We start from the raw sequence: 20198 nt of genomic DNA on the forward strand, positions 1-20198 counted from the left end.
ATTTCCTAAACACGGCTAATAAAGCAGCTTATCAATTTTACCTTTATTAGTAGATTCTACTTTTAACTTGTTATTAAGACCTTGCCAGGCTTTTACTTTACCGCCTAGGTTAATTTGCTTGAAACCGCCATCCCTAGCGTTACTACTATCAATATCAAGGAAAGCTAACATCTTGAGGTAACTACTTTCATCACTAACATCTATGCTAAGCAAGTCTTGTTTCCTATTTTCAAAGTAAGCTTCAATACCCTGCTGGTGACGGTTATAACAATTAAGTAAAAACTCGTCACTATTAAGGTTATCCTCGGTTAGTGGCGAGAATATCTCATTATAACAACGCTTTAAATGCGGATTAAAGCCACCATCACTACGCTGTAAATTAATTATCATACGTTGCAATAATTGCTTTATTGATGGCAACCACCTTTCCGGTGATCGGGTGAGATAAATAAACTTACTGTTAGGGAAGTGTTTATCCAATTGTTGATAATCACAGAAAATTGGCGTGTCAGCTAAAACTTGTGCTTGAATAAAAGCATTTTGGGTATAGGCATTATGCGCTGTTTTAAAACCTTGCTCTAACATTGCCAAACAAACACTGGTAGTTGCAGTTCTGGGTAAACCTATAATAAATATTTTTTCTTGTGACACTAAACTAAACCCTTTAAGTTGAAATAACGCTAATACAAAAACAAAGTAAAATTGTAGCGAAAATATGCTGAAATGATGCTGAAAACAAGCAATTATAACTTATTTATGAATTTAACAAACACACAATTGACAGTGTTCAATAAATACCTTATTTATGAGAGCATACTGAGTGCAATAAATACCAAGTCAATTTAGATAATGACTGTAGCCAAGGATATTTCATGACAGCACAAGATGAGCATTCGAACCTTAAGAATAAAAGTGTTAATTGGGCAGATTATTTAAAGTCTGGTAATCGTATCTTTATCGGCTCTAATGCCGCGGTACCTAATGCATTAATTGATGATTTAATTACCAATAGCCGAGGTCTTCATGATATTGAGACCGTACATATTTTAACTATCTCTGAAAATGCTTGGGCCAAGCGTGAGCACAAAGATTTATTTAAAGTAAATAGTTTATTTATTGGCGGTAAAAATATTCGCGAAGCCATTGCCGAGGGCCGTGGTGATTATACCCCTTGTTTTATTTCCGATGTGCCACGCTTATTTCATGAAAATATTTTACCCCTCGACGTGGCACTTATTATGGTCAGTCCGCCTGATGAATATGGTTACTGTTCGTTAGGCGTTAGTGTTGATATCGTTTCTGCCGCGGTAAAAGCCGCCAAATATGTTATTGCGCAAGTAAACCCGAAAATGCCCCGCACCAATGGCCATAGCTTTGTCCATGTAAATCAAATTCATGCTTGGATAAACGTTGAACAAGACCTACCGCAAGTTATCGCGCCTGAAGTAGATCGCCGTACTGAACAAATAGGTCAGTACGTTGCCATGTTAATCGAAAATGGCGCTACCCTACAAATTGGTATAGGAAAAATTCCTGAAGCTGTATTACGTTATTTAAGCAATCACAAAGACTTAGGCATTCACAGTGAAATGATATCCGATGGTGTGGTTGACTTGATGTTAAAAGGAGTGATTAATAACCGCCGTAAAACCTATCACAAGGGTAAAGCGGTAGCGACTTTTTGTATTGGTAGTCAAAAGGTTTATGACTTTGTTGACGGTAATCCTCACATTGAATTTTACCCGTCAGAGCATATTAACTCGCCGGTAAAAATCGCTAAAAATGACAATATGGTTTCTATTAATAGCGCCATTGAAGTCGATTTAACCGGTCAAGTAGTCTCAGACTCTATCGGTTATCAATTCTACAGCGGTATTGGTGGACAAGTTGATTTTATCCGCGGCGCTTCATTAAGCAAGGGTGGAAAGCCAATTATCGCCCTGCCCTCAACCACTCGCGATGGTAAAGTATCACGCATAGTTGCCCATATTACTGAAGGCGGCGGCGTAGTCACTTCACGTGGTCATGTTTCATATGTGGTGACCGAGTTCGGTATTGCCTCATTGCAAGGTAAAAGTATTCGAGAACGAGCATTGGAACTAATAAAAATTGCTCACCCTAAATTTAGAGATAAATTACTTAGCGATGTTCGAAAACATTATTGGGTGCCTGAGTACCAAGAAAGCTCGCCTAGCTCAGTGCCTGAATTAGGCACCATAGAAATGAAGCGCTTTAACTTTTCCGATATAAATTATATTTTAAGACCGTTAGCGCCAGCTGATGAGCGCAAGTTGCAAGAGTTTTTCTATTCGCATAATAAAGAAACCTTGATGATGCGCTATAACCATCACATTACCCAAATGACTAGAGAGAAATCGTGTAACTTAGTGAGTGTTAACCAACACGTAGATCTTGCTTTATGTTTTACTAAAAAAAACTCTTTAGGCGAAGCGATACAAGCGGTTGCCCGTTATTACTTTATTGAAAGTATGAACAGTGGTGAAGTTGCTTTTGTCATTAAAGAAAGTCTGCGTGGTCGCGGCATGGCAAGCACCTTATTAGGTGAAATGATCACCATCGCTAAGATTCGAAAACTTGATAGCTTGGTGGCCTGTGTACGTAGTGATAACGGCTCAATGTTAAAAGTATTTGAACGTTCCGGTTTTGTGCGCCAGCCCAGTGCTGATTTTGATGAAGTAAGTTTAAAGCTAACATTGAATGAAGAGACTGTAGAGAGTTAATCACTATTTGATAGTTAAATTTTAAACGACTTAAATATCCAGTGACTGTTCAACTTTAAGCACTATGGTGCAAGTAAAAGGAAACAGCACTGAGTTGATAATTGACAAAAAATTATCAACTAGTACTTTTGACGCACTTACCAAAGGTAAAAATTGCTTTATAGTGCGACAAGATGAATAGTCACTAACAATGATGAGAAAGTTATGCCAGTTGGAATTATAGGCCACTATCGCTGTGGCGAACATGACATGGGTGAACATCACCCTGAAAATGGTAAACGTTTAAGTGCTATTTCAGACCAATTAATTCGTAGTGGTTTAGATTATGTAGTTCGCCAATTTGACTCTAAACCTATCGATAAAAGTTTATTATCACTAGCACATACACAAGAATATATTGATTTTGTATTTGATAATGCGCCTACTAAAGTGGATGGCATGGCTGCTGAAAATTTTACAGTTGGTGAAGACGCAGTAATGAATAGTAAAACGCTGACCTCTATTTTATATTCTGCTGGCGCTGCTGTTGATGCGGTTGATTTAGTGATGGAAGGCACTTTAGGCTCGGCATTTTGCGCAACTCGGCCTCCTGGGCATCACGCCGAACATGATAAAGGCATGGGTTTTTGTTTTTTCAATAACGTTGCCATTGCTGCAGCTTACGCTAAACAAAAATACGGTTTAAAACGTGTGGCAATAGTCGACTTTGATGTTCACCACGGTAACGGCACTGAAGATATCATAAAAAATATTTTTAAAGCCAGCCCTGAAGATGATAAAGGTTACCTTTTTTGCTCAAGTTATCAGTATCCTCTTTATCCTTTTGACATTGAAGAAAGTGATACCCCACCAATTATCAACACACCATTATCGGCCACTGATAAAGGTCCACAATTCCGTGAAAAACTAACTGAACACTGGTTACCGGCATTACATAAATTCAAACCAGAATTAATTATTATCTCGGCTGGCTTTGATGCCCACATTGAAGATGACATGTCACAAGTGAGTTTAACTGAGGCTGATTATCGTTGGGTCACTAACGAGCTTAAAGTCATCGCCAATAAATATAGCAGCGGAAGAATAGTTTCGGTACTTGAGGGCGGTTATGCACCCAGTGCACTGGGTAGAAGTGTAGTTGCTCATATTAATGGTTTGATTGGGAATTGATTCGCTTGCAACCTAAGTTGTTGACAGTAATAAAGCCTGTCATCAATGGCTGGCGTGGTTAAGATCATTACCAGTATGAACAAAGGGCTTTATAAACTGAGTAGTGCTTTCAATTTTACGGTATTACGGCGAGATATTTCTATCGTTTTTCCATCGGTCATAGTGAGATCATAACCATCATTTAGTGTTTCAACAATCGTAACGACCGATTGTAAGTTAATAATAAACTGCCTATTAACACGAAAAAATAATTGTTTGGGTAATCGAATTTCGACATGATTAAGTGTTTTTTTAACAAACACTTTTTTCTGTTCAAAATAAACTTGAACATAGTTTTTACAACTCTCAATATAATCAATATTAACAATTTCGATTAAATGGCATTGATCATTATCTTTGACAAAAATACGACTGTTTAACGCTAATATTGGCTCGTTAATTTGTTTGTTATCTTGCTCATATTCACCACTCACTTCAGCTTTATCTTGCCTTAAGTTTTGATTACTCAGTTTTTCAATCGCTTTAGCCAGACGCTCTTTACTGATAGGTTTAAGTAAATAGTCGACGGAATTATGCTCAAAAGCTTGTACCGCATATTCAGCATACGCGGTGGTAAAAATAATTTTTGCTTGGTAATTCATCTTTGCTAAAAGCTCAAAGCCATTTTGTTCCGGCATATGTATATCGAGGAAAATAACCTCAGGTTGGTGCTGTTTAATAAGTACCAATGCCGAGCTAACATCTTCTGCCGCCCCGGCAACCTCTATTTCTTTAAATTCAGATAACATCCTCACTAAGCCATTTCGGGCAAGTCTAGAGTCTTCAACAACAATGGCATTCATAATGATTTTTCCATGGGTATTGTAAGGGTGGCAGTAAAGTTATTCTCTAATGGCGTTACTGATAATTGGGCAAGCTCGCCATAAAGTAAATTTAAGCGTTGCTTGATATTTTTTAAACCAGTGCCAGTGCCTTGAATAGGCATCGACACTGAACTGGCTACAGGGTTACAGACTTCAATCAATAATACTTCATCTTTATTGATAATATTTACGCTTAACCGCGCTTTAGTTTTACTGTTTTCAATGCCATGTTTAATGGCATTTTCTACCAATATTTGTAAAGCCATTGGTGGAATTAAGCATTGCTGACAAGATGATGAAAAGTGAAGCTGAAAGTCCAATTTATCACCGAGTTGTAAGCGCACAATATCAATATAACGGTCGATAATCGATAATTCTTCTTCAATGCCAACTTTATCTTGTTTACTACTGGTTAAAGAGTATCGCAATATTTCGGAAAAAGCGGTGATCATCTCATCTGCATGTGCGGCATTTTCATAAATCATAAAACGAATATTGTTTAGACTATTAAAAAGAAAATGCGGATTAAGCTGGTTGGTTAAACTCGCTAATTTGGCTTCTTTTAAGCTATTTTCTAAACGTAAACTTTTTATTTCAGACTCTTTGACCTGACGACTGGTAGTTACGGCAATATAGATAAAGGCCCAAATGCTAATAAATAATAGGCTTATTACACTGTTATAAAAAATAAAAGCAGCCAAGCGACCAATTAAGGTTCTATTCTCTTTTGCTAAAACTTCAGCGCCTAAAAATTCTGTCCAAAAAAACGGACATATTATAGCTAAAGTAAATAGCGACATCATAATAGCTAATACTAGCGATATCACTAGGGTTAAAGGAATGATCTTGCTCATACTAAAGCGTTGCCAAGATCGTGTTTTATAATAATACCGATAAATAAGTACTGAAATTGTATAAAGAGGAAGCCAGGCAACTTGGATCACAGTATTTAAAAGAAAATACTGCTCAACTAAAATAAAGAGAATTAGCTGTGCTACCGTCATCACAGCTAATAATGAACCATGATATAGCCAAAATTGTTTATTTTTTGGAAAGAAGTGATTAATATTATTCAAAAGTAATAGGTCTTATTTATATGTGATACAAAAGCCAAATACGAAAAGCAATCATACCGTAACTTGCTAATAAAAAAACATTTAACAAATGTATTCCGCAGATAGAAAAGCTTAGCCAATATCCTTTTGATTTTTCGTTGCCACGTTTAAGTTGCCAAAGACGAAATAAGCTCATGATAGTGATGAGTGGATAACACAGGCTCAACGCTAAAATAGTTAATGAAAGTGGTGATATTTTACTTATCGCCACTAAATTACCAGCCGAATCTACCAAAACAAGTGAGAATACATAAATAACAAAACAGGCACTGGTTAAGGTTGGCCATAATCGGCTGGTTATTTGCTGTGACGTTAATGTTTTTCGATAGGCATTAAGTGGCAACCAAAATAAGGCAAATAATAACGTGCCACTCGTTAATATAGTAACGATGATGAGCAACAGTATTTTACTCCAAACCCATCCCTTAGATACGGGTACATATAAATGCATACCTAACTGTATTGCTTCACCGACAATAGGGTCATTAACGAGCGTAATTGACGGTAAACCGTTACTAGGGTTAGTTAATAAATTTTCACTGATAGCGTACGGTGAGCTTGACCGACTTCCAAGGAGAGGTGCAAAGTGAAAACCTTTTTCATCGTGAGAAAAAATCATAAGATTCAATAGATCATTGAAAGCCTCTTGTAGGTTATTTTGAGGATTTATTTTTTTATAATAACCATTTATTTTTTTGAATGCGCTGGGTAGATCTGTTGGTATCGCTTTATATGGTTCAATACCCCTTAAAATATACGCCTTGATAAGTTTTACTATTTTATACATAGCAGCTCCGCCACCCGAACTCATTACAACATAGCCACTGTTTAATGCAGGCACATAAGCCAAACTTGCCATTGCTCCCTCAATAGAACCATCGTGACCATGAAAAGCGGTATTATACTCGCCAAAACCGCTACTATAATTGGTTAAGCCATACCCTGCCGTTATTCCTTGAGCTGAGCCTAAGGTGGTTGTTGGTATTTGCATACGTTGCAACGAATCAGAGCTAATTAAGTTTTCACCTAAAAACTCTCCTTGCTGAATAAAAAACTGTAAGAGGTTCGCCATTTCAGCAGGTGATGCATTCATAGCTCCCTCAGAGCGATAGATAATAGGCTGATAATCTTGTGCTTCACCATTAATATAGGTAGTGGTTAATACCTTGTTGGTAGTCGGCTTAAAATAAGTACTGTTAGCCATGCCAAGTGGCAAAAAGAAATTTGTCGTGATGTAATCTTCATACAACATGCCGGTAGTTTTTTCGACTATATAACTTGCAACAGCCGCACCGATATTGCTATAAGCCTGCCTTGTACCCGCTGGCCAACGAGATTTTCTATTTTGTGGGTATTGCATTAAGGCTTCTTTCAACGCAATAGGTGGTGTTGGTGTATGTGCAAATTCAGCCAACGTCATTTCGCCCCAACCTGAGGTATGCTCCAATAAGTGCACTAACAAAACTGGGTTTGTTGCTTGCCATTTATTTTCAAATGCGATCTCAGGTGCTAAATCGCGCACTTTATCATTGAGGTTTAACTTGCCTTCTTCTACTAATTTAAGCACTGATAACCCAATAAACATTTTTGAAATAGAACCAATGCGAAATAGTGAGTGTTCGTCTACCGCAGTATTTTCGGCTAGGTTAGCTTTTCCTAAGCTAGTGATCCAAACAGGTTCGCCGCTATCAATAAGTACAACGCCTAAAGCGGGTATATTCGCCGACTTTTGAATGTTTTTTATTTCTTGTTGTAATTGTGACAACGTTTTCTTAGTATTTTCAGCATTAACTGAAAATGACAAAAAAAATAAATTTATCAGTAAAAACATTGCCCTGATGTAATTTATAAATAATGACTTATTTTTATTTTGCATGTGTTACTACCCTTATTAAATACTTTTAAGCGATTCATTGACGTCACTCTAATACGAAATCCGTCGTCGTAGGTAATTAGGTGCTAAGTGGCAAAATAAGTGGATAAGCGGTAGTTATGGCCGGCTCTTGAATAAATGACTGAATAATTAAAAAGCCAGTAAGTAGTTACTTACTGGCTTTTTATTTTACACTCATTTCTTGATATAAATAGGTAAGTAAAATGTACGTATTTTACTTAGAAATACCAAGCTAAAGAGAATTGTGCATGGTCATCATTACTTAAGGTATAAAGTAAGTCATTTTTATCGTTACTTTGTAGCAATCTGACATCAAAACTGGCAATAAGGTTATCACCAAAACGGCGGTTGGCTTCAATGAGGAAACTAAAAGCATTGTGGTCTAAATCACTACCAAACCCCATTAAAAACTCGCTACTTTGCATATCATTAAAGGCCAATCTCGCACCGACAAATAAATCATTTTGCATTAATGAACCTTGCGCGCCAAGTGCGACTTCACCGCGAGAATCCCAACTGTGCTCCATCAACAAACCTAAGTCGACATTCGATTCAAACACCCCAATAAAGCTGTATTCAAACCCCGCTTGTGTTGCCCAAAAATCATCAAGTGTAGTTCTACGATGTATGCCTTCAAACTTCCATAACCAGTCACCTAAGGTAGCTTGCACATCCACACCTAGCTGGTCCATTTGACTGTAGTACTGTTGCAAAGAAGGCTGTGAGGTATTGAGTGACGATGGACTTAAATAAGCTTCTCGGTTAGTGCCGTGAAACCAATATGCCCCTAGATCAAAGTCGCCAACGCTATGTGCCCAGCGCAAGGCTAAATCAAGATGCTGCTGGCCCGCAGAAGATTCATAACTGACATTATCCTCATCAACAACAAAAGGCCCGCGTAAACGCCCGTCTTCACCAGCATAGGTTCTTTCGCGAAAACCTGGCAGTAAAAACACATCAACAATGCCCCAATCATTGACCACTGATAAGTTGATCATTTGTTGGCCGAGCTTGTCTTCACCGTCAAAGTCTTCCACACCATCGGTTTGGTTAATGACATCAACCAGATGTTGAAACTCAGTCACGCCCCAAAACTCTTTACGAATACCAACACGCAGCTCCCAGTCATCACTGGCGTGCACATAAGCCAGTTCGCGAATATCGCCATGAGTACGCTGCGAGTCTTGGCTATCAAGACGATAAAAAGGCGTAAAAATCACACTGTCGTCGCCACCATTCCACTGCCAGTAAAGCTCAGGCTCTACGGATAGTGATGTTTGGCTATGACTTAACTGCTGAGGGTCCAGCGCTTCTTTAAAAAAGTAACGCTGCTCCACGGCAATATTGCCCGAGGCTTCAAATTCAAGATCACTTGCTACTTCATTGGCAGATAGTGGCACACTCAGCAGTAAGCTTGCGCTTACTGCTAGCGCCGTTACTGACAACTTTACAGTTTTAGTTAACGATTTTTTTATCGAAAAGGACATCAGCTTAGCGTGCTCGTTTTAATGAATTACGGTTAAAGTCGCTGTCAGTTAAACCTGTTTTAAAGTTGTAGTTACTCCACTTCAATTCAGTGCTTTTACCATTTTGATGGTTGATCATTTCTTGTTTATCCGCGCGCCAGTGTTTAGCTAAATACTGCTTATAATCACTAAAGGTTAACGTTTTAAGTAATGAGTCTTTACGGTCATAAAAGTCAATTTTATGTACGCGATACTCTAACGTATCAAGCCAGACAATACGGCGGGTGTAACCTGAGTTTTCATCTACAGGGTATTGCTCAACTTTAAAGTTGGTTAAGCCATTAACTTCTTCTACGCCTAAGTATTTATAACTGTATTTTTCTACTTCGAATGAACTCAAATCTTCAAAAGCGAACTCAGAGCCCATAAATGGTCCTGATTTATTACGTGATGAAATACGTTTCACCCGCTTTAGCGCCGGTAAAAACAACCACTGATCGTCAGCATCAACGGGATGAGAAAAGCTTAAAAAGGCAGTGCCCTTAACATCACGCGGTTTGTTGAAAATAGTTAAACTTTTATCACCATCATTCTCAACTTCCAGCGATTTCATTTTAATTTCACGAATACTTTCTTGCCCTTGCTGGTTACGTAATAACATCAACATATCAGCAGTACTGTCTTGCCAGCCAAGGTCGCGTTTTTTAGCTTCTATTGAGATATCTAAGCCTTTTTGTTCTTCTGCGCTTAAGGCAAAAACAGCATTTGAGGCAAGGGTTAAACTTAGCGCAGAGATAGCACTTATTAATATTTTCTTAGTTAACATATAAAATCCTTATAAAACTCTTATCAATATTTATAAACTTACTTAGTAAACTCATCAGCCTTACATAGCTGATAAGTTTACTGGTTATCTAATAAGTACCTACTTGTTAGATACTTATTACCTATTTATTCGAGAATGGCGTAATTAAGCCGCTTCAATCGCTTTTTTAATCGATGTTTCAACTGTTGCATTAGCATTTTGTGAAACTTTTTTCTTATCTTTATCAAGCAACATAAGTAATGGTGGCAAGAATAAGAAATCAACGACAAGCGCTATGAAAATAGTAAGCGCTGTTAGGAAGCCCATATCAGCATTCATTTTAAATGATGATTGTGCCAGTACAATAAAGCCTGCAACTAAAACAAAGGTAGTCACCCACAATGCTCGTCCGACATTATCAAAAGCATAATGTACTGCCTCTTTCGGGTTAGCATTTTTATCACGTCGAGCATGAAGATACTTACTTAAAAAGTGCACGGTATCATCAACAACAATACCTAAGGTCATGCCAATAACAACCGAAAGACCTAAACCAACTTGTGCGCTAAGTAATCCCCAAAGGCCAAAAGCAATAGCGGCAGGCGCTAGATTTGGTAATAAACTGATAAGTCCGAAGCGCCAACTCTTTAACGCCACACCTAATAAGATAGAAATTAATACTAGTGCCAGTGTGGTACCAATAAGCATGCTAACGATGTTACGTTGACCTATATGGGCAAACATCAAACTTGGACTAGCAAAATCAACTTCGTACTGTGGTGCATGTTCAGCAAACCAGGCAATCATATCTGTTTCTACATTAATCAATTCATTACTGGTCATATTTTTGAAGGTTGCGACAATTCTAGATGCTGACTTATCAACGTCTAATTGATTGTTTAAATCTAAGCCGTAAGGAAGAGACATTTCATACAACAATAGGTATTGCGCCGACATTTCAGGGCTGTCGGGTAATTTATACCAACTAGGATCATCACCGTGCATATTCTTATTAAGACGCTTCAAAGTATCCGTAATCGTATTTACATGGTCCGTTTCAGGGCGAGCACGTAACCAATCACTAAAATCACTGACACTATGCAAATATTCAGGGTCGTTAATACCACTTGATTTGCCGGTTTTAACCGAGATTTCAACAACCATCATACCTGATAGATTTTCTTGCATATAATCCGTTGCGGTGCGATAGGGTACGGTTTCATCGAAGTATTTAACAAAATCATCATTGAGTTCATTGTTAGGAATGAACATGACTGAAGCGACAATCAATACACTGGTTAAAGGTAATAAGGCTTTACGTTTAGCAATAACAAAGTCTGCCAATTTAGCCATAATATCTTTCTTATTTTCAGCTTGTTTTTTAACCTTTACCGGTAAAACAGTTAACAATGCAGGGAAAATAGTAACCGAAAAAACAAAGGCTAACATGACGCCAATAGCCACTAAGTTACCTAAATCTCTAAATGGCGGCGAGTCAGAAAAGTTCATACTTAAAAAACCGATCGCTGTGGTAATACTTGTCAAAAAGATAGGTTGTAAGTTGATTTTGATACTACGAGCAATGGCAGTACGTTTATCTGCACCTTGTCTCATTTCATAAAACATCGAGGTTAATATATGAATACAATCGGCCACAGCTAACGTCAATATCATAGTTGGCGCTGATGAAGATGGTCCGGTCAAATAAAAGCCTAACCAACCAGCAAGTCCCATGGTAGTTACAATACTCATAATAATAACAAGCACGGTAGAGATGGTACCAGTAATAGTTCTAAGCAATAATCCTATGGTGACAATAACAACAAGAAACATTAACGGAATGAGGGTGGAACCATCATTAATTGAAGCCTCACCAAATGAGGTATTCATCATGATCATGCCAGACAAGTGTACTTCGAGGTCTGGATGCTGCGCTAAAAATTTCGCTTTAATAGCACGAACGCTGGTAGCAACTTCTGGCGTTTCAGCCATTGGATCAACTCCCGGCAGTTGCACTGTAACGTTAACAACAGAAACATGACCTGTTTTAGAGATGATTTTATTAACCAGCAAAGGTTCACTGAGAGCAATTCGTTTGATTTCATCAAGTTTATCACTGGTTAAATTCTTAGTAGACATGACGAGATCTTCAACGATCATGTCATCTTCTTCTGCATAGGTATATTGGAAGTTAGTGACTGAATCAACACGTGTTGAATAAGGTACTTGCCAACTTTCTTTAGTTAATGCCTTTAACGCAGCTAAATGTTCGCTGGTAAAAACATTGCCATCTTTTGGTACCACAACAAAAGAGACATTATCACTTTTGGCATAGACCTTTTGCATCGACTCAAAAGCGGTTAATTGTGGGTTTTCTTCACTAAAGAACACTCGATAGTCACTTTTAAATTCTAATTTCTGTACGCCTAAACCAGCTACCATGGCGAAAGTAATACAGACTAGTATTACCCAAAATGGATTTTTGCCGACAAAATTATAGAGTTTGTCTCTCATTGTTACGCTCCTTAAGTTATAAAATTTTATTCATTAATTAATATGTTTTTGATGACGAATCGTCACCTTATCTTTCAAAAAAATGCGGCTAATGACCGCACATTTTTTTTATCTGGTTTACTAGAGGCTAGTTAACTAAAACTATTAAAGTTTAGCTCTCGCCCTTTTGCTTTAATAGACGCTAGCTCTTCAGGGAATAACTCCGCCAAGGCAGTTTGTAATTCCGTATGATGATTACGATCTTTTGTTAGCGGCTGCCAGCCCATGCCATCAAATAACATATTGCTTAGGTTAAAAAGTTCGCGTTCAACAATTAAATTAGTTCTACCGCTACATTGTTCAACTTCACCTGAGAGTAATGTGATGGCACCATAGGCCATAGACCAATTACTAAAACACAATTGTTGTATATCCATATTGAAAGGTAGTGCTAAGCTGTTATCGTTTAGACCATCATCAACAATGCCGTGAATTGAAGTCATTAATTTAACTTCTAATCGTTCACCCTCATTAATATGTTTATCACTTGATTTTCCGACAACATTAGGTGATTTAGAACACATTACACATTGAAAAAGTGCTGGGTATAACATTGCATAAATAAGATAGGAGAAATTTAAAAGTAACATCCGTGAACGAGCGCAGCCTTTAAACTGGTATGCGCGATAAAATAAATCACCTAATACTTCAATTGAGTAATTACTAATAGCTAACAATAAATCTTCTTTACCAATAAAGTGTTTATAGACCGTCCCTTTCGAAAACGGCACTTGGGCAACAACTTTATCCATGGTGAGATTTTCTATACCATTTTTCTGGATAAGTAATACTGCCGAGTTGATTATTTGCAACTCTCTTTCCTTAAGTGCAGTTTCATCGAGTAACTTAGGTGGTGTCATAATGCCTACTATTCAATATGTGACGAATCGTCACTGACGAAACGTCATCATACGCCAGATGTAATTATTGTCAACAACTTTGTAACTAAAGTGTACGTGTGAATTTTCTTTCATCGTCATAACGTGGTTCTCACTTCGTTTAATATCTAGTTATAAAAATAGAAGCTAACGATTGATTATAGCGGGGATAGAGCTTTTACTGTTCATATAGATACTTAATTAAATATATGAGTTGAGGATAGTAGCTGGAATATAGGTAGCTTTCATTTTTTGAAATAACACTACCAAGCGGGAGTAAAAATAGGTACGACGTTTCCTTATTTCGATCCATTAGAGCAATGAGAAGGAATAGCGCCACTAAGATGCCTTGTCAACTTCACAAAGCTGACATTAGCTATTACAACGAATTAGACAAGTAGGATTATATTTTGTATCGCTAACGTCTCGTTAAGCGGAAAAGAATGGTTGGCTATAATCGTGTAACGATGGCCAGCAGTTACTTTTCCGCTTTAACAACTTGTCAAAAAAAATGATATTCCCGTTATTTATTCTTAGGGGCTGCAGATAAGGACGGTTGTGAATATTGGTGAATCTCGCCTAAGCCAGCAGTGAAATAATCACCAACCTTATTACTAGAAGTGGTTACAGCCAGAACGTTCGGCTCATTGTAAAGGTCAAGATATTGATTAACTGGACGGGATATATCACCCGTGTAGGTGTCGCCGCCGGGGTTTTCAGTACTCTTGGGGTTTACATAATCAATAGGCCCTACATCAGTGGTACGATAGGACAGTTGGCTATGACTATAATAAGCTGTGCCGTTAGCCCCTTCAGACCGTGTTTGTGCTGAGGAAGTATAGACTCCAGTGATGACTTGTTTGGTGGTTCCGCTACTTGCTTTGCCATCTTTGGTGATGACTGGTTGGCCATCACTGTTGTATTGATCCAGAATATAATCACACCCGTCGGCGTTAAAAATCGCTCCGCTGCTCCCGCCAGCAATGGCATAGTCTAGCAGCTGCATTCCGCCGGAGGGTACAAGCTGAATATCAAGCGGACTGTTACCAGCCATATTTACTGTACGACGTAACCGTTGCAGTCTGTGATCTAGGCAGATCTCGGCACCCAATTCGACGCTCTGATAATACGAAACAATAGGCATACGAGCCCCACTTTTTCGACAAATACCAGACCCCTGATTGTCGCCATTTAAAATACTCACAGGAGGGTAATTAGCCAGCCACTCAGTAATCTGCCCACCAGTACCAATTTTGCCATTTTGGAGTACGCCCAAAGTCAAATCAACGGTTGATTCAGCCTGTTTTTCAATTGAATAGCGAATGGTTTTTCTTGTGGAACCTCCATTGTAAACGAAAATGCAAGCACGGTTTCGCACAGTACAAAGAGGATCCTGACGATATGCGTTCACTAATGCATTGAACTCATCATATTGAGTACCTAGATCGGGCATGGCTTCAAGTGACTTGAGGCGCATAAGACCGATGTGAGATGTTGCCATGGGCGCTACGCCTTGCTGCGTCGCACGCGTGTAAGCTGTATTCAGTGAATCCAAACGGTTTTTAACTTCTTGCCCTGCTAAGAAGTCCGCGATGTCAGAAACATGAGTGGTCAAAACGCTACCAGTACAGATTACCCAGTCTCTCCCTGAGTCGGAAGAATCAGCAAGAGTACTTTCAATACGCATAACAAGCTGGCTCATCAGATATTCAAAGGCAGATTTTTCGTTGATCTTCAATCCAGGATAAGGACCGTGGGCGCTGTGAAAATAAAACTCTGGGACAACAAAATAGCGCACCCAGTCATTGCAATTAGCGCTCTGGGAAATTGCTATATTCAGCGCTTCAATGAACATATTGATCCGAAAATCAATATCATCCTGCATCTCCTGCGCATTGGTAATTGGCTTGCCTGGCCATTCAGCAGCAACCCAATTACCAATTGAAATAGGATTACGGTAGGCCGTGTACAAGGACCAAGCGAAAAAGTTATTTTTTGTAATATCAGTTCTGTTAGTCACGTTTAGATTCCTTCTAAAATATTAAATTGACTCATTATCATGTGTATAAATTATGAGCCGATGTGATAGTTACTTGCTAATTACAGACATTAACCTGATTGCCATTATCCATTGGTCTTATTGGGTTAAATATAGAAGGGCAATTATCCTCACTATTTAAAACCCCATCACCATCGTTATCAGAACTAGTAATCTGACCACTGTAATTATCATATCGAACAGGTGTACAGCTTGGCTCCGAGGAATCAAATGAAGACTGATAGAGTGCAAAGAAATCTTTATTAACGTTATATAAGTTTTTGAGTGAATAGCCGGTATCATTCTCCAAGCACACCTGTCGACCTGGCATTCCTTGAGCACTTAAATCTTCACATCCATTTGTCATAGATTCCATGATAGAGCTATATCCAAATAGAGGCTTACCACCTCGTAAGCTTATTAAAATACTATCAGGTGTCGAGGCTACCAAATCTTCATAACCAGCTTCGCCATCGACTTTTACAATAATAATATCCGCTAAGTATCCAAGTTGTATATCTCCCAACTGGTTACCTACTCCCAATGCTTTAGCTGCATTATTTGTGACCATTGACCACAGCTCTTTTTGAGTGAAGGTATTATTTAAGTAAGTAGTATTAAAATCATCTGCACAGACTAACTCTCGAGACATATTCATTGAGCCTGAAGGAGACCAATCTGTTGACAGTGCAATATTGATCCCCGCGGATTTATACAACGATACCTGAGCAGTGTTGCCATAAAGAGAAATATTAGATCTTGGCGACCAGATAAAACTCATATCATTGGCAGCTGCAATTTCAACCATAGATTTATTCACGGCAATGCCGTGAATAAATGTAGAGGCAGAACTTTTCAGGTCAACACTGCCGTTGCCAACACCAGTTAAGCAATTAAATTCGTTTTCAGCATAACTATTTATACCTTCTGAAACATGCGGCAAAAAAATCAAATTGTCTGTTAATACTTTAGTTGAGGGGATTTCTGGGTAATTTTTACAGCCACTATCATACCCTGTTACATCATTCGTATCACCGAGGGGAAATGTATCATAATCTACACGTTTATTATTGGCGTAAGTTAACCCTTCAGAATAATCATAGGAATCACTTTCTGATGGAGCGATATCGACATTTCTCAATAATCCTTTACTACCACCAGAGCCCGCGATGGTCATGACTCCAGAAATTAAATGCCGTAATTCATTCCATGTAACGACTTTATCATCATAATTTCCTTTTGCCGTTATCATCATTTTACCATTCAAACCTTTGCGCCATTCATTACGCCTGTCATATCGATAATTAGCACAAATGGAATCATTGAAAGCATTATTTGCAATATTACAGTGTTCATACATAGGGTTAGTTACAGGTTGTGCGTTTTGCCCCCCAGGTGAGTTTTGATTATATTTCAGGTGATCATGCGCATTAAGCATCGCTGCCGCAATAATATTACTCCCGCAATTTAAAGTATTATATTGCCCGGAGTCTATTATACCTATTCCTGATATTTTACCGTCAGGACCGATTAATACGTTGCTGAGGGTCAATATTTCCTTAGATGTGATGACGGTTCCTTTTAGCAGTATTCCTAGATCGTTTGCTGATGTGTGCGAGTAAGAACAAATGTTGGGTAACTTATTACTTTTTACCTCCATCCGTTCCTTCTGAGCTGGTGTATCAATAGAGGAACAACCCACTAAAAGTGTTAAGTAACTAGCTATTACCAGTAAAAATTTCATATTATTAATTCCTTTTATTTATTTTATTTGTATTCTTTACTGCCTATAGCTTATTGATAAAAGTAAATTATCAAAAAATACTAACCCCACATTAAGCAGCTTAAAATTGCAGGCTAAAATGTCTAGAAACGTATGTGGACTCCTCAAGGATAGCCATCGACGGAGTAAGTTTTATAACCTACTTATCCTTTTTCATAACTTGAAACGTATCATTAAAACCATATTGTGAACATTACAGCTTATTACGAATACTTTTCGATAATATGAAAAAATAATTCATTATAAAATATATGGCTAAATTCTTTAGGTTAATGCCAGCAATGCGCACCAAGAGATCCTTAACAAAAGCGCTACATCATTTGGAGTTTAAAATAAGATATTAAGGGCGGTAAGTACCACATTGCGGATGTTTTTTAGCTATTAAAAAGCCGTCTCAGAAGGACTACTTTGTGTCATTCAATGCCATTAACTTAATCGCTACGTTCAATATGAATCATTTCATCACTCACATGCTGAAATAATGGCTCGATTTTTTGAGGCGAAGATTGAAACCAGTAGTCTTTATCATCATCAGCAATAAGTACGGGCATTCGTTTATGGTATTGGCCGCACTTAAGGTTAGGTTTTGTTGTTAACGTGACTAACTCAGTAAATTCATGCTGAAACAATATACCTGCCATATACAAAGGTACTTTGTTGGTATGCTCAAATAGGTACTTAACTTTTTTACCCTCCTCTGTTCGCCATTCAAACCAACCATTACATGGAATTAAACATCGTTGATGTTGAAAGGCTTGCCTGAACGTAGGTTTGGTGGCAACGGTTTCAGATTGAGCGTTAATAATAAGCTTCTTTGACCATGAAGGCTTTATTCCCCATAGCGCACTTACTTGATGATAGCTTGAGTTGCTATTTACTAACGTTGCAACTGATTGGCTGGGACTTAAGTTAGTATTCGTTTCAGCATTGAAGTGGGTATTAAATAACTCACTCACAATCGGTGAAATGGCATTATTTACACTAAATCGACCACACATATTAACCTCAACAGTTTATCTTAGGGATTTCTGACCAGTTACTCGTAGAGCGAGGTGATAAGAAGTTTCGTCTCATTGCCCACTTTTCATTTTTTTCAGCGATAGCCACTTCAACAGCGCCTCTTCCATAACGATGGTTTATTTGGTCATAACATTTCATTAGCGGAGGGTTATTCACACTCAGCGTAAACATGTCCTGTTGCTGAAATTGACTGTTCTCCAATTCAACACCACCGACACCGCAGCGATAAAAGCTAACACCTTGCCTATAAATACTATCAAATACGTAAGAAATAGCACCCGCTAGCTTTAAGGTATTGTCCGTCGCAATAGGGAATTCATAGATAACAGATTTTTTATAGTAATTGTCATCATGTGGCGAGCTTGATGCAAAAATAACTAATCGTTTAATTAAAGAGCTTTGCCTTCGAACTTTTGCCCCTACAACACTGGCGTGACTTGATAGTGCCGCTTTAAGTGCATGATCGTCAGTTACTCGTTGCCCGAAGCTACGTGTAGAAAATATCTCTTGTTTGTCTTGCCCTATTTCATCCCAATTTAAGCACTGCATGCCGTTTAACTCATTCACTGTACGCTCAACGACGACACCGAACTGACCTCGCATTGCTTTAGGCGATTGGTTCGCTAAATCCCAACCATTTTTAAGGCCTAATATACTTAACCGTTTGCCTAGCTTATTGCCAATCCCCCACACATCAGTGAGTGACATTCGAGAGAGGATTTCTTTACGAGAGGCTTTATCATCTATTACCGCAACACCATCAAAACCAGATAACTTCTTGGATGCATGATTCGCGGCTTTGGCTAATGTTAAGGTCGCGCCGAAGCCAACTCCAACAGGTAAACGTGTTTCTCGCCATACAGCCTTGCGTATTACATGGCCATATTCGTGCCAGTTATCAATACAGCTAAAGTTATTGAAATATAAGAAAGATTCATCAATAGAATAGACATAATGGTTATCAGAGTACCGCGCAATAACGTTCATCATTCGTTCGCTTAGGTCAGCATATAACTCATAATTCGAAGAACGCACGACCACATCATGCTTTTCTAAAAAGGCCTTAATCTTAAAATAAGGAACAAATTTGGGTACGCCTAATTGACGCGCAATAGGACAAACAGCACAGATACAGCCGTCGTTATTAGTTAAGACGACAACGGGTTTATGTCTAATAGTTGGGTCAAAGACCTTTTCCGCACGCGCATAGAATGAAACGGCATCAACTAAGCTAAACATGACAGCAGTACAGGGAGTTTTTTATGCAATCTAAAGGATACGTTTACTACCCCTTCTATTTGGAAGTCATCGCTTTCTGTTATTTTAATAGGCTTGTGACTCTCAGAAGCAGATAGCAATAAGGCATTGTCGGTATCAATGATTTTGCAGACAAAACAGCCATTAAAATTTGCCACAATTACAGAGCCATTACTAATATGCTCCACCCTATCAACAACAAGCACATCGCCGTTAAAAATCCCTCTGCCCTCCATTGAGCGACCATTAGCGAGACCAAAAAATGTAGCATCAGGATTTGAAATCAAAAGTTTATCTAAAGATAAACCGAGTTCTTTATATTCTGCTGCTGGAGATTCAAAACCTGATATACCAGCTTCTATAAGGATTGGAATAAACTTCATGAACGCACCGTAACTGTATAAAAACACAGTATAGCTTAATTTTCATTTTATTGGAAATATTCAGAATTATGAAAGCTCTTAAATTAAAATACACTTTTATTTAAAAAACAAACAATACATTAGAACTAAAAAATGAAAATAGGTCTTGGACTACTCATGTAGGGGATTACGGTCATTGAAACTTATGATGTTTGACAGCTTTTATCAATTATCCTATTGTTATGGAAAGGTG

Annotated in this window: 15 protein-coding genes; 2 read left to right on the forward strand and 13 right to left on the reverse strand. The window is 38.2% G+C overall.

Annotated features, from left to right (window positions below):
* Positions 1–15: 15 nt before the first annotated feature.
* Positions 16–651, reverse strand: coding sequence for a sulfotransferase (locus GAB14E_RS14965; protein ID WP_033081658.1), 636 nt, complete (start codon positions 649–651; stop codon positions 16–18).
* Positions 652–872: 221 nt separating this feature from the next.
* Here GAB14E_RS14965 and GAB14E_RS14960 point away from each other — a divergent pair, with 221 nt between their 5' ends.
* Both GAB14E_RS14960 and GAB14E_RS14955 read left to right on the forward strand, forming a co-directional pair.
* Positions 873–2741, forward strand: a complete 1869-nt coding sequence (locus GAB14E_RS14960) for a GNAT family N-acetyltransferase (RefSeq protein ID WP_033081659.1) — start codon at positions 873–875, stop codon at positions 2739–2741.
* Positions 2742–2945: 204 nt separating this feature from the next.
* The gene (locus tag GAB14E_RS14955; RefSeq protein WP_033081660.1) at positions 2946–3911 is read left to right on the forward strand and encodes a histone deacetylase family protein; all 966 of its coding nucleotides are present in this window, start codon (positions 2946–2948) and stop codon (positions 3909–3911) included.
* An 89-nt stretch (positions 3912–4000) separates the two neighbouring features.
* Here the strand turns inward: GAB14E_RS14955 and GAB14E_RS14950 are convergent, their stop codons facing one another.
* From GAB14E_RS14950 to GAB14E_RS14900, 12 genes are all read right to left on the reverse strand, one after another.
* On the reverse strand, positions 4001–4753 hold the full coding sequence (locus GAB14E_RS14950; protein WP_033081661.1) for a LytR/AlgR family response regulator transcription factor: 753 nt from the start codon (positions 4751–4753) through the stop codon (positions 4001–4003).
* Positions 4750–5850, reverse strand: a complete 1101-nt coding sequence (locus tag GAB14E_RS24025) for a sensor histidine kinase (RefSeq protein ID WP_052093571.1) — start codon at positions 5848–5850, stop codon at positions 4750–4752. The genes GAB14E_RS14950 and GAB14E_RS24025 overlap by 4 nt, the downstream gene beginning before the upstream one ends.
* 16 nt (positions 5851–5866) lie before the next feature.
* The gene (locus GAB14E_RS14945) at positions 5867–7765 is read right to left on the reverse strand and encodes a serine hydrolase domain-containing protein (protein ID WP_033081662.1); all 1899 of its coding nucleotides are present in this window, start codon (positions 7763–7765) and stop codon (positions 5867–5869) included.
* Positions 7766–8001: 236 nt separating this feature from the next.
* Positions 8002–9270: a hypothetical protein gene (locus tag GAB14E_RS14940; RefSeq protein WP_033081663.1), complete on the reverse strand. Its 1269-nt coding sequence runs from the start codon at positions 9268–9270 to the stop codon at positions 8002–8004.
* Positions 9271–9274: 4 nt separating this feature from the next.
* Positions 9275–10075: an outer membrane lipoprotein-sorting protein gene (locus GAB14E_RS14935; RefSeq protein ID WP_052093572.1), complete on the reverse strand. Its 801-nt coding sequence runs from the start codon at positions 10073–10075 to the stop codon at positions 9275–9277.
* Positions 10076–10219: 144 nt separating this feature from the next.
* Complete coding sequence (locus tag GAB14E_RS14930; RefSeq protein ID WP_033081664.1) at positions 10220–12568, reverse strand: efflux RND transporter permease subunit; 2349 nt, start codon at positions 12566–12568, stop codon at positions 10220–10222.
* A gap of 131 nt (positions 12569–12699) precedes the next feature.
* Positions 12700–13467: a TetR/AcrR family transcriptional regulator gene (locus GAB14E_RS14925; protein WP_033081665.1), complete on the reverse strand. Its 768-nt coding sequence runs from the start codon at positions 13465–13467 to the stop codon at positions 12700–12702.
* Between the two features lie 541 nt (positions 13468–14008).
* Positions 14009–15505: a hypothetical protein gene (locus GAB14E_RS14920; protein WP_033081666.1), complete on the reverse strand. Its 1497-nt coding sequence runs from the start codon at positions 15503–15505 to the stop codon at positions 14009–14011.
* 76 nt (positions 15506–15581) lie between these two features.
* Positions 15582–17267 (reverse strand): amidohydrolase family protein, encoded by a 1686-nt coding sequence (locus tag GAB14E_RS14915; protein ID WP_033081667.1) that lies wholly within the window; start codon positions 17265–17267, stop codon positions 15582–15584.
* 470 nt (positions 17268–17737) lie between these two features.
* Positions 17738–18304, reverse strand: a complete 567-nt coding sequence (locus tag GAB14E_RS14910; protein WP_033081668.1) for an SOS response-associated peptidase — start codon at positions 18302–18304, stop codon at positions 17738–17740.
* A gap of 7 nt (positions 18305–18311) precedes the next feature.
* Entirely contained in the window at positions 18312–19565 is a 1254-nt protein-coding gene (locus GAB14E_RS14905; protein WP_033081669.1) for a Y-family DNA polymerase, read from the reverse strand.
* Positions 19553–19966 carry a LexA family protein gene (locus GAB14E_RS14900; protein WP_033081670.1) on the reverse strand — a complete coding sequence of 138 codons (414 nt, stop codon included), beginning with the start codon at positions 19964–19966 and terminating at the stop codon, positions 19553–19555. Before GAB14E_RS14900 ends, GAB14E_RS14905 begins: the two co-directional genes overlap by 13 nt.
* Between the last annotated feature and the right edge of the window lie 232 nt (positions 19967–20198).

The organism is Colwellia psychrerythraea, assembly GCF_000764185.1.
Lineage (GTDB): Bacteria > Pseudomonadota > Gammaproteobacteria > Enterobacterales > Alteromonadaceae > Colwellia > Colwellia psychrerythraea_B.